The following is an 11,704-nucleotide window of genomic DNA, read 5'->3' as shown; positions in this document are numbered from 1 at the left end:
GCTGGAAGGCTCCACGATGATGCGCCCCGCCACGGAACGGTGTTGATGCGCCAGGTCTTCCATCTCAACTTCAACGAGGACGGCGGCAGCGACCGCTATCGGCGCGAAGGCTGGTCGGGCCAGGAACGCGACATGGTCTGGAGCGTCGGCCATGACAGCGTGCTGGAACTGCCGCCCATGCCGGCAGACCTCGTGGGCACGCTGCGGATCCAGGGCCGGGTCAACCCGCACCGCAACCTGGCCTACGACCTCGCTGGCCAACGTCTCGCCCTGCGGGTGAACGAGGCCAACTGCGGCGAGATCCTGGTTGACGCCCTCGGCGACATCAGCTTCGACGTGCCGGCGGCGGCCTTGCGTGGCGACGCGCCGAACACGCTGCGCTTCCACCACCCCGATGGCGTTGCGCCGGCCGTGGCGGCGCGGCGGCCCGACTTCGACCATCGCGAGCTGGCCCTTGCCTGGTTCTCGATGCGGCTCCTGGTGCCGGAAAGCGAGGTTGCCGGCGGACAAGCCGCCACGGTGCTGATATCCGGCGACCATCAGGCGGCCCAATTGGCCAGCCTGCTGGGGCGCCTCACCACCCTGGCCGGGCGGCTCACGCCCCGCCATGTCGAGCCGGGCGAAACTCTGGACGCCGCGTTGCGCGAAGCGCGCGAGGCTGGCCCCGTCGGAGTGTGGCGGCAGGTCCCGCTGGCCAGCGCACCCACCAGCACGGCGGCGGAGGTTCTGGCGTTTCCCCAGCTGCGCTGCGACCTGCTCTGGCCGCTCCTCGATCAGGACCCGCCCGCGCTGCCGGAAACCGCCCAGGGCGACAGCCCGCGCTACGGCATGACCGATGCCGTGATGGAGGCGCTGGCGCCCCGGGCGGCGGACCTGTCGGACAGTGCCCTGTTCCGGCAGTACCTGCTGGACACCCGCGCCATGCTCGACAACGCCCCGCCGAGCCTCGCTGCGGAGCTCACGGCATGGCGGCGGCGCGACGAGGGCTGCGACGTCAGGCTCGCCGAGCGTTTCGCCGCCCTGTTCACGGAAGTGCCGCTGTTCAACGCGCCGCAGGATCCGAAGGCGCCGCTGATGCGCTTCCTCGCGGCTGAGCTGTTGCGCCGCACGACGCTGATCGACCCGGCCACGCGCGACGCCGCGCTGATCGAGCTGGTGGAGATCACGCGCAACTGGCTCGGCATCAGGCCGCTGGAACAGGTGCCCGTGCATCCCGAGGTCGCGCGCCATCTCGGTCTCGCCTGGTACAACAGCGAGACGCGCTACCTCTGGCACAACAACGAGTGGACCTTCCGTGAGGCCGTGCTCCGCGGCATCCGCCGGGCTCCCTGGGCCACGTGAAGCGGTTACGGCAGGGCGGCGCGACGCGCCGCGAATGAGCACCAGGGGCTGACACCGCATGACCGAACGCCTGGTAATCTATGGCAACTGCCAGAGCATCGACATGGCCGAAGCGCTGCAGCGCCTGCCCTGCCTGAGCGGCCGCTACGAGGTGAACTACGTGGCCTGGCACCTGCTCAAGCTTCCGGGCCACCGTTGGGAGGACATGCCGGACTTCGCAGCGTCCCGCGTGGTCCTGTGGGAGCAGGTGGGCGGGGAGGGGGGAAGCCAGGAACTGCTCCGACAACGCTTGCCCCGCGACGTATCGGTTCTGCGCTTCCCGCCGCTCGCCTGCACCGCGCTCTGGCCCTTCGAGGCGCCGGACCTGCGTGGCGAGGCGGACGCGCCTTACGGCGGGAACGCGCGCTACGGGATGGGCGACCGGATCGCGCTGGAGCTGCTTCACGACGCCGAAGCGCTGCGCCTGCCAGACGACGCGCTCTACGACCTCTACCTCGGGCGTTGCGCGGCGGAGGTCCCGCGCCTGGAACGGCGCCTGGGCTTCGACCGCGCCCGCGCCGAAGCGCGCGACCGCGACAGCGACATCGCCTTCACGCCCTTCGTGTTCGAGAACTTCCGTGAACAGCGCCTGTTCCACGACCCGCGCCACATCGCCGGCCCGATGTTGCGGGAAGCCCTGCGGATGCTGCTGCGCGCTTCGGCCGACAGGCTCGGCATCGACGCCGAGGTCAGTTGCCGGGAACTGGACGTGCTGCTGTCGGGCCATGACGGGCAAACCTACTCGCAGATGCCGATCAACCCGCTGGTCGCGGAGGCCTTCGGTCTGCACTACGGCGACGCGGCCTCGCGCATCCGGCTGAACAACAACAGCTGGACCTTTCGCGACTACGTCGTGAACTACATCCGCTGGCGGCCCTACGCCTCGTGAGCGGGCCTGCCGCCACACCGACCCCCGCTGATCCGGCGTCCGACCGCGCGCGCTACTTCGCGCGCTTCCTCGACGCGCTGCGCGACCGGCCCGGGGAGCGCTGCCTCGTGCTGGAGCGCGGCGGGGCGCGGGAAGCGCTGAGCTTCCGCGAGATGGGGGCGCGCATCGCGGCCCGCGCGGCAACGTTGCACGCGGCGGGCCTCGGCCCCGGGCAGGTTCTGCTGATCTTTTCCGACACGCGGGTGGACCTGCACGTCACCTTTTTCGCGGCGCAGTTCCTGGGGGCGGTGCCCGCCATCATGCCGCCCCCCAATGCCAAGCAGGACGAGGCGCACTGGCGCGACAGCCACCGCGCGCTGGTGCGGCATATCGGTCCCGGCCTGCTCTGCGGCGTCGGGCCCGCGCTGGACGCGCTGGGTGACACCGGCGTGCCCGCGATCAGCTTCGCAGCCCTGGGCGCGCGGGAGGTCGTGGCGGACGGCGCCGTGCCGGAGGTCGCCGCGGGCGACGACGGGCCGGCGCTGCTGCAACATTCCTCCGGCACCACCGGGCTCAAGAAGGGCGTGATGCTGGGCTACGGCGCGCTGGTGCGTCAGGCCGACAGCTACGGCGCAGCGCTGGCACTGCGCCCGGACGACGTGGTGGCGACCTGGCTGCCGCTGTACCACGACATGGGGCTGATCGCCTGCACGGTGCTGCCCTTCATCGCCGCGATGCCGGTGGTGGGCGTCGATCCCTTCGAGTGGCTCACCGACCCTCTGCTGATCCTGCGCCTGGCGGAGCGCGAGCGCGCCACGCTGGCGTGGCTGCCCAACTTCGCCTTCGAGCACCTGGCCAATGCCGCGCGGCGGCTTCGCAACACCCGGCTCGACCTGGGCACGCTGCGCGCGGTGGTGAACTGTTCCGAGGTTTGCCGCCCGGCCTCAATGGACCGCTTCGCCGCCGCCTACGCCGCGCACGGGCTCGACTCCGCGGCGCCGGCGACCTGCTACGCCCTGGCAGAAAACGTCTTCGCCGCCACGCAGAGCCGGCCCGGCGTGCCGCCGAAGCGCCTCGTGCTCGACCGCGCCGCCCTGGACGCGGGGCGCCTCGTCGCGGTGGAGGCCGGCGCGCCCGCTTCGGTGGCGCTGGTGTCGAGCGGCGCGCCCGTCGACGGCTGCCGGATACGGTTTCGCCCGGCCGAGGGTTATGCCGGGGAGGTGGGCGAGATCCTGCTCAGCTCCCCCTGCCTGTTCGACGGCTATCTCGGCTCCCCCACGCTCACCGCCGAGCGGCTGGAGGATGGGTGGCTGCGCACGCGCGACCTCGGCTTCCTTCATGAAGGCGAGGTCTTCGTGCTCGGCCGCCTCGACGACATCGTCATCTATCGCGGCCGCAACCTCGTGGCGCCGGACCTCGAGGCCGCGCTGAGCGACGTGGCGGCGGTGAAGCCCGGCCGCGCCGTGGTGTTTCCCATACCCGACGAGCGCGTGGGCAGCGACCAGATCGTGGTCCTCTACGAACCGTCAGAGCCGCTCGACGCGGCGGCAGCGGCCGAGGCCGAGCGCGCCGTCCGCGCGCTGCTGGGCGAGCGCTTCGCCGTGAACCCGGTGCATGTCGGCTGCGTCGAGCCCGGTTCGCTGCGCAAGACCACGAGCGGCAAGGTCAGCCGCGTTCTCAACCGTGCCGCATTCCTCGCGGATCAGGATGGAACCACCCCATGAGCGACCATGACGTGCCGGCCCGGTTCGAGGCGGTGCTGCGCCGCGCCTTTCCGCGTTTCACCGGGTCGTTCCGTGAATCGATGACGGCGGCCGATGTCCCAGGCTGGGACTCGGTCGCGCACGTCAACCTGCTGATGGACCTGGAAGACGAGTTCGGGATCGAGATCCCGCCCGAGGCCGCCGCCGAGATCCCCGACGTGGGCGGGCTGATCGGCATCATCCGCGACCGCATGGCCGCCTAAAGCGCGGCCCGGCGCCCTGTTGCGCAGGGCCGGAGTTCCGCCGGGTCGGGTGGGACGACCGCGACACGGGGCGGCGGCACAGGCCCGCGCACAGGGGGAGGGGCGGTCCCTACCGAAACCGCCCTCCGGCAGCGTTTCAGCGACGCGCCAGCTGCAGGCCGGCCAGCGCCAGCGCGGTCTTCACCACCGTGCCCGGCACGAAGACCAGGAAACCCACCGCCCAGGCGTGCTCAAGGCCCACGAAGCCGCTCAGCCACAGCACGCCGGGGATGAACATGGACAGGTGCGCCGCCAGCAGCGTGGCGCCGGCGCGCAGCCAGCCGCCCCGCGCCTGCGCCGCGATCCAGGCGCCGGGCAGGAAGCCGAGGAGGAAGCCCGCGGTCGGCCCAGCCAGCACGGCGGGTCCCGCGGCGCCGGCGGCGAAGACCGGCAGGCCCATCGCGCCCTCGGCCAGGTAGAACAGCACGCTGGCCACGCCGAGCCGTGCGCCGCCCAGGGCGCCCAGCGCCAGCACCGCCAGCGACTGCAGCGTGGCCGGCACCGGCCACATCGGCAGGGCGATCCGCGCCGAGGCCGCGATCACGGCCGAGCCGAGAATGGCCAGGGCCAGAAAGCGCATCGCCTCGCGGGCGGAGGAGCGGGAAGAAAGAGAGATCTGCATCAAGCGGTCCGCCGTGTTCGGCCGCCCCGCCGCGCGGCGGGGGCCGTGGTTTCGCCGCTGGGTGCCACGGGGGAGGCGGGCTCCGCAAGCAGAGGGCCGTTCGCGCCGGCGTCATCCCTGGCTCCGGCGCCGCCCTCGGCCAGTGCCAGCAGGCGGCGCATCGCGGTGGGCAGCGTCGCGCGGGCTTCCTCGGCCGGCAGCCAGAAGCAGCCCGGGGGCGCCGCCACGCTGGCCTCCGCGACGGCCAGCCGCATCAGCAGCTCCATATGCGTGAAGCCGTGCTGCGCAGTGCCCGGCAGCAGCCGCCACGCCGCCGCGACCGGCGCCTGCGGCAGCGCCTCCGCCAGGGTCCAGGGTGTTTCGAGGCGCCAGGGCGTGCCGGGGATCTCGGCCATGCCGCCGAGCAGCCCGCTGGGCGGCCGCTGCCGCAGCAGCATCCGGCCCTCGCGGTCGCGCAGGAGGAAGTGGAGGCCGAAGCGCTGCGCTCGCGCCGCTTTCGGGGCCTTGGCCGGCAGGCTGTCCTGCACCCCGGCGGCGCGGGCGGCGCAGTGCGCGTTCCAGGGACACAGCGCGCAGGCCGGCCGGCGCGGCGTGCAGAGCGTGGCGCCGAGGTCGAACAGCGCCTGCGCGAAATCGCCCGGACGTTCCCGCACCAGGGCCTGGTCGAGGAAGCCGCGCGCCAGCACCGCCAGGCGCGCACGGCTGCCGGGCAGCGGATCGCGAACATCGAACACCCGCGCCGTCACGCGCTCCACGTTGCCGTCCACCGGCACGGCGGGCTGGTTGAAGGCGATCGCCGCCACGGCGGCGGCGGTATAGGCGCCGATGCCGGGCAGGGCGCGCAGCCCCGCCTCGTCCCCGGGGAAGCCGCCGCGCGCCACCACCGCCCGCGCCGCGGCATGGAGGTTGCGGGCCCGCGCGTAGTAGCCGAGCCCGGCCCATTCTGCCGCCACCGCCTCCCAGGGGGCGGCCGCCAGGGCCTCGACATCGGGGAAGCGATCGAGGAAGCGGCGGTAGCGCGGCTCGACCGCGGCCACGGTGGTCTGCTGGAGCATCACCTCCGACAGCCAGATGCGGTATGGATCGCGGGCGCCGCGCCACGGCATCACGCGCCGGTGGCGGTCGTACCAGCCGAGCAGTTCGGAAGCGGGGGGATGCATATGGCGGCACAGGACGGCGAGACGCCGCGCGGATCAAGCCCCCGCGCCACCCGGTCGCGCGCAAATTCCGCCGCGGCAGGTGCTTCCGTCGGTGCGGGGGGCGCTGTCCGGGCCGGAGCCGGCAACCGGACCGATGGCGGGGCCGGTGGCCGGGCGGGTGCCCAGGCGCGTGTCGGGGCCGACGCCCCGCCCGGCGCACCGCGCCCGGGGCCGGCCCGACCTGCTGCCCAGCGCGCGAACCCCGCCGCCCCGCCCCGCCCGCCCGCGCCGTTGCCGGAAGCGCCGCGGCGGCCCGAACTCGGCCTGCGCCCGATGGAAGCGCTCCTGTCGCGCTTCACCCGCCCGGTGTTCCGCAAGCGATCGCCGGCCGGTGCCACGCTGATGACCGACTGGCCGCAGCTGGTCGGCCCGGCGCTGGCGGCGGTGACGCAACCGCTGCGCCTGGTGCGCGGCACGCTGACGGTTGCCTGTTCCGGCCCCGTGGCGATGGAGCTGCAGCACCTGGGGCCGCAGCTGATGGCCCGCATCAACGGCGCGTCCGGCGCCGTGGTGGTGGAAGCGCTGCGCTTCGTGCAGCAGGCCCCGGCCTCCCGTCCCGTGCCCCGCCCGGCGCCCAAGCCGGTCGCGCTGCCGGAGCCCGTGGCGGACCGGTTGTCGGGCGTGCAACATCCTGAATTGCGGGCCGCGCTGGAAAAGATGGCCAAGGGCGTTTATCGGAAGCGCTGAGCGCTGAAGCGAGGCCCGCCCGCCATGACCATTTCCCGCCGTGACCTGATCGTCGCCACCGCAGCCCTGGGCGCCACGCTCGGCGCGCCGGCGCTGCTGGGCCTCCGTCCCGCCGCGGCGCAGGGCGCCACGCCCGCCGGGCCCGCCCCCGCCACGCCGCCCGCCGCCGCGCCGGCCGCGAACGACCCGCGCCTGGCCGAGCGTTCCGCCGGCAAGGCCGACGCGCCGGTGACGGTGCTGGAATACTTCTCGCTGACCTGCCCGCACTGCGCCCGCTTCCACAACGAGGTGTGGCCTGAGGTGAAGAAGAACCTCGTGGACACCGGCAAGGTCCGCATGGTGTGGCGCGAGTTCCCGCTGGACCAGCTGGCGCTCGCCGCTTCCTGCGCCGCCCGCGCCCTGCCGGTGGACCGCTACGAGGGCTTCGTGTCGGCGTTGTTCCAGACGCAGGACCGCTGGGCCTTCGCGCGCGGCGTGGACAACCTGGGCGAGATCGCCAAGATCGCCGCCCTGGCCGGCCTGTCGCGCGCCGATTTCGACGCCGCCCAGAACGACGTGGCGCTGCGCCGCGCCATCCTGGAGATGCGGCAGGGGGGCGAGACCGAGTTCAAGGTCAACAGCACGCCCACCTTCATCTTCGGCAACAAGGCCGTGCCGGGCGAGATCCCCTACGAGCGCTTCGCCGAGCTGGTGAAGCAGGCCACCCCGTCCTGACGGATCAGACCCTCTGATGGATGCATTGCCGCCGGGCCGCCTGCCCGGTGAGGAAGACGGGCAGAACACCGCCACGGTGCGCCCCGACGGGTACGGGGACGGGTTGCCGGCGGGCGCGCCGGAAGACCCGTCCGGGGATGCCGCCACGGGCGACGCGTCGCCGCGGCTGCGCACCGCCACGCTCACCCGGCTGCGCATCGCCGGCTTCAAATCCTTCGCCGAACCCCAGACCGTCGAGGTCCTGCCCGGTCTGACCGGCATCGTCGGCCCCAATGGCTGCGGCAAGAGCAACGTGGTCGAGGCGCTGCGCTGGGCCATGGGCGAGAGCAACGCGCGCGCCATGCGCGGCGGCGGCATGGACGACGTGGTCTTCGCCGGCACCGCCAGCCGCGCCGCGCGCAACCATGCCGAGGTGGCGCTGAGCCTGGAGGACGCGGCCGGCCTCGCGCCACCGCCCAATGCCGAGACGACGGAGCTCGAGATCGTGCGCCGCATCGAGCGCGGCGAGGGCACGGGCTACCGCATCAACGGGCGCGAAGCGCGCGGGCGCGACGTGTCCACGATGTTCGCCGACCTGGGCTCGGGCTCGCGGTCTTCGGGCATGGTCAGCCAGGGCAAGGTCGCGGCGCTGATCGGCGCCAAGCCCGAGGAACGGCGGCAGGTCCTGGAGGAAGCCGCCGGCATCGCCGGCCTGCGCGCCCGCCGCCACGAGGCGGAGCTGAAGCTGCGCCAGGCCGAAACCAACCTGACCCGCGCCGAGGACCTGCGCGCCCAGCTGGAGCGCCAGCGCGACGGCCTCCGCCGTCAGGCGAAGCAGGCCGCGCGCTACCGCAACCTGTCCGGCCTGACGCGCGACGCCGAGGCCGAGTGGCTGAGCCTGCTCGCCGCCCGCACCGAGGCCGCGCTGATCGCCGCGCGCAACGACGGTGCCCGCGCCCAGGCGGCGCTGCAGGCGGCCGAGAACGAGGCCACCCGCGCCGCCGTCGCCGCCCATGGTGCCGCGAACGCCGTGGCCGCCCCGCGCGAGGCGGAAGGCCTGGCGCGCGCCCTGCTGGAACGCCGCCGGGTGGAGGCCGAGAACTTCTCGGCCGAGGAAGCCCGCGCCCGCGAAGCGCTGGAGGCCGCGGAAGCGCGCCTCGCGCAGGTGGAACAGGACCGCGCCCACGCGGCCGGCATCGCCGCCGAGGCCGAGGCCGCCGCGAACCGCCTCGCCGCCGAGGACGCGGCGCTGGTGGCCGAGCTCGACGCCCTGCCGGACCGGCTGGAGGCCGCCGAGGCCGCCCATGCCGAGGCCCGCGACGCCCTGCGCGAGGCCGAGCGCGAAGCGGAGCGCGCCACCGAGGCCGCCGCCACCGCCGCCGCCGACGAGGCGAGCCGCCGCGCCGCCGCCGAGGCCGCCGAGGCCCGCCTTCACCGCGCCGCCGGCGCCCTGGCCCGCCTCGAAGCCGAGCGCCGCGAGGCCGAGGCGGTGCTGCCCCCGCCCGAAGCTCTGCCGGCCGCCGAAACCGCGCTGCAGGAGGCCGAGGCCGCTCGCCTGGCCGCCGATGCCGCGCTGGAAGCCGCGGGCCTCGCCCGCGTGGCGGCGCAGGACGCGCACGTCGCCGCCCGCCTGCGCGCCGATTCCGCCGCCGCCACCCGCAACCGCGCCGTGGCCGACCGCGACACCGCCGCCGCCCGCGCCGAGCGCGCCGGCCGGGAATCCCGCACCGTCGCGGCGGAGCGCGACAAGCTCGTCGCCGCCCGGCTGCCCGAAGGCGTGCTGGACGCCGCCGACCGCGCCGCCGCCGCGGCCGAGGAGGCGCTGGAAGCCGCCACCGCCCGCAGCGCCGCGGCCGAGGCTGCGGCCGACGCCGCCCGCGCCGCGCTGGCGGCCGCCCGCGCCGCGGTGGCCGAGGCCATGGCTCAGCGTGCCCGCCTCGACGGCGAGGCGCAGGGCCTGGAAGCCCTCCTCCGTGCCGAGGCTGGGGCGGACGACGCGCCGCTGCTGGACGCCGCCATGGTGCCGCCGGGCCTGGAAGCCGCGATCGGCGCCGCGCTGGGCGAGGCGCTGGAGGCTGCCGCCGAACACACCGCCGCCCGCCACTGGCGCCTCCTGCCCAGGCTCGCCGAGACCGCCCCGCTGCCGCCGGGCGTCGAGGCGCTGAACACCCTGGTGGACGCCCCGCCGGCGCTGAGCCGCGCCCTGTCGCATGTCGGCCTCCTGCCCGAGGGCGAGACGGGCGAACACCTGCACCACGCCCTGCTGCCCGGTCAGGCGATCGTGTCGCGCGACGGCGGTCTGTGGCGCTGGGACGGCCATGCCGTGCGCCCCGGCCAGCCCAGCGCCGGCGCCATCCGCCTCCAGCGCCGCAACCGCCTGCGCGCCCTGGCCGCCGAGCGTGCCGCCGCCGAGGCCGCCATCAGCCGCGGCCGCGACGACGCCGCGGAAGCCGAGGCGGCGGAAAAGCGCGCCGCCGCCGACGGCATCGCCGCCCGCGAGGCCCGCCGCACGGCGGAAGCCCATCTGGGCCGCACCCGCGCCGAGGCCGCCCGCCTTTCAACCGAGGCCGCCACGCTGGCCGCGCGCGAAGCGGCGCTCGCCCCCCGGGTCGAGGCCGCCGCGCGCGAGGACGCCGAGGCCACCCGCGCCCTGCTGGCCGCCGAAACCGCGCTGCGCGACCTGCCCGACCTCGCGGCCGTGGCCGCCGCCCGCGACGCGGCCCGCGCCGCCGAGGCCGAGGCCGTGGCCGCCGAGGGCAACCTGCGCTCCGGCCGGCGGGACGTGGTGGCGCGGCTGGACGCGGCCCGCACGGCGCGCGACCGGCTCCTGGCCGCGACCTCGCGCGCGGAAAGCCGCCTCGCCGCCATCCTGCCCGAGATCGAGCGCGCCCTGGCCGAGCAGCGCGACGCCCAGGCTTCCGCCGAGGCCACCGGCAACGCCACTGCGGCCTCGCTCCCCGAAGCGCGGGCCGCCGCCGAGGCCGCCCGTGCCGCCGTGGGTGCGGCGCGCGACCGGGAAGGCTCCGCCCGCGCCGCCGTGACCGCGGTGCTGGGGGAGCGCGGCCGCATCGGCGCCCGCCGCAACGCCCTGCATGCCGAGCGCGACACCTGGGCCACGCGCGGCCGCGACGCCAATGCCCGCCTGGCGGAGCTCGAAGCGCGGGCCGAGGCCGCCCGCACCGCCTGCCGCCTGGCTGCCGAGGCGCCCGACAGCACCGCGGCCCGCCGCGAGGCCGCCGGGCGCGTGCTGGCTGAGGCCGAGGCCGCCCATGCCGCCGCCGTGGCCGCGATGGAGGCTGCCGAGACCGCGCTCCGCGACACCGCCGAGGCGCGTCGCACCGCCGAGGCCGCCCATGCCGCGGCGCGCGAGAACCGCCTCGCCGCCGACGCGGCGCGGCAGCGTGCCGAGGACGCGGCCGGGGCGCTGATGGCCCGCGTGGCCGAGCGCCTGGGTCCCGACGCCGCCCTGCCCGCGGCGCCGGAGGATCTCAGCGAGGCGGCCGAGGAACGCGCCCGCCGCAAGGCCGAGCGCCTGGCGCGCGAGCGCGAGGAGATGGGCCCCGTCAACCTGCGCGCCGACACCGAGGTGGCGGAGATCGAGGCGCGGCTCGCGGGGTTGGACGCCGAGCGCGACAGCGTCGCCACCGCGATCAACCGCCTGCGCGGCTCGGTCGGCCACCTGAATCGCGAGGCAAGGGGACGTCTGCGCGCCGTGTTCGACCGGGTGGATGCGGAGTTCCGCAACCTGTTCACCACGCTCTTCGGCGGCGGTCAGGCGCAACTGGCGCTGGTGGGCTCGGACGACATCCTGGAAGCGGGGCTGGAGCTGTTTGCCGAGCCGCCGGGCAAGAAGCTGTCCTCCCTCTCGCTGCTCTCGGGCGGCGAGCAGGCGCTGACCGCCCTGTCGCTGATCTTCGCGGTGTTCCGCTGCCAGCCCGCGCCCGTCTGCGTGCTGGACGAGGTGGACGCGCCGCTCGACGACGCCAATGTCGAGCGCCTGTGCAACCTCCTCGAGATCATGGCCAAGGACGACGGCGCCGGGCGGCCGACGCGCTTCCTGGTGGTCACGCATCACCCGCTGACCATGGCGCGGATGCACCGCCTTTACGGTGTCACCATGCAGGAGCGCGGCGTGTCGCGGCTGCTGAGCGTCGACCTGTCGGGCGCGGCGGAGCTGGTGGGGGAGGGCGCGGCGGCCTGATCCCGCCGGGCGTTCTGGCGGACCCGGCGGCGCGGCCAGGCCGGAACGC

Annotated in this window: 9 protein-coding genes; 7 read left to right on the top strand and 2 right to left on the bottom strand. The window is 75.3% G+C overall.

The window, feature by feature from the left end:
- The first annotated feature begins 45 nt into the window (after positions 1–45).
- Genes ACFFGY_RS15875 through ACFFGY_RS15860 form a run of 4 tightly spaced genes read left to right on the top strand, consistent with a single transcriptional unit; the run spans position 46 to position 4,214 of the window.
- Positions 46–1,341, top strand: a complete 1,296-nt coding sequence (locus ACFFGY_RS15875; RefSeq protein ID WP_377045479.1) for a hypothetical protein — start codon at positions 46–48, stop codon at positions 1,339–1,341.
- 58 nt (positions 1,342–1,399) lie between these two features.
- The gene (locus tag ACFFGY_RS15870) at positions 1,400–2,269 is read left to right on the top strand and encodes a WcbI family polysaccharide biosynthesis putative acetyltransferase (RefSeq protein ID WP_377045478.1); all 870 of its coding nucleotides are present in this window, start codon (positions 1,400–1,402) and stop codon (positions 2,267–2,269) included.
- The gene (locus ACFFGY_RS15865) at positions 2,266–3,972 is read left to right on the top strand and encodes an AMP-binding protein (RefSeq protein ID WP_377045477.1); all 1,707 of its coding nucleotides are present in this window, start codon (positions 2,266–2,268) and stop codon (positions 3,970–3,972) included. The genes ACFFGY_RS15870 and ACFFGY_RS15865 overlap by 4 nt, the downstream gene beginning before the upstream one ends.
- Positions 3,969–4,214 carry an acyl carrier protein gene (locus ACFFGY_RS15860; protein WP_377045476.1) on the top strand — a complete coding sequence of 82 codons (246 nt, stop codon included), beginning with the start codon at positions 3,969–3,971 and terminating at the stop codon, positions 4,212–4,214. The genes ACFFGY_RS15865 and ACFFGY_RS15860 overlap by 4 nt, the downstream gene beginning before the upstream one ends.
- Positions 4,215–4,350: 136 nt before the next feature.
- Here the strand turns inward: ACFFGY_RS15860 and ACFFGY_RS15855 are convergent, their stop codons facing one another.
- Together ACFFGY_RS15855 and ACFFGY_RS15850 are read right to left on the bottom strand one after the other, a co-directional pair.
- Positions 4,351–4,875: a biotin transporter BioY gene (locus tag ACFFGY_RS15855; protein WP_377045475.1), complete on the bottom strand. Its 525-nt coding sequence runs from the start codon at positions 4,873–4,875 to the stop codon at positions 4,351–4,353.
- Positions 4,875–6,035: an A/G-specific adenine glycosylase gene (locus ACFFGY_RS15850; RefSeq protein WP_377045474.1), complete on the bottom strand. Its 1,161-nt coding sequence runs from the start codon at positions 6,033–6,035 to the stop codon at positions 4,875–4,877. The genes ACFFGY_RS15855 and ACFFGY_RS15850 overlap by 1 nt, the downstream gene beginning before the upstream one ends.
- A 312-nt stretch (positions 6,036–6,347) precedes the next feature.
- Here ACFFGY_RS15850 and ACFFGY_RS15845 point away from each other — a divergent pair, with 312 nt between their 5' ends.
- From ACFFGY_RS15845 to ACFFGY_RS15835, 3 genes are read left to right on the top strand one after another with little or no spacing between them, the layout of a single operon-like run.
- Positions 6,348–6,761: a DUF721 domain-containing protein gene (locus ACFFGY_RS15845; protein ID WP_377045473.1), complete on the top strand. Its 414-nt coding sequence runs from the start codon at positions 6,348–6,350 to the stop codon at positions 6,759–6,761.
- A 24-nt stretch (positions 6,762–6,785) separates the two neighbouring features.
- Positions 6,786–7,475 (top strand): DsbA family protein, encoded by a 690-nt coding sequence (locus ACFFGY_RS15840; RefSeq protein ID WP_377045472.1) that lies wholly within the window; start codon positions 6,786–6,788, stop codon positions 7,473–7,475.
- A gap of 16 nt (positions 7,476–7,491) precedes the next feature.
- Positions 7,492–11,655: a chromosome segregation SMC family protein gene (locus ACFFGY_RS15835; protein ID WP_377045471.1), complete on the top strand. Its 4,164-nt coding sequence runs from the start codon at positions 7,492–7,494 to the stop codon at positions 11,653–11,655.
- Positions 11,656–11,704 lie beyond the last annotated feature (49 nt).

Source organism: Roseomonas elaeocarpi, from assembly GCF_042433915.1.
Classification (GTDB): domain Bacteria; phylum Pseudomonadota; class Alphaproteobacteria; order Acetobacterales; family Acetobacteraceae; genus Roseomonas; species Roseomonas elaeocarpi.
This window is presented reverse-complemented; position numbering and strand designations above follow the sequence as displayed.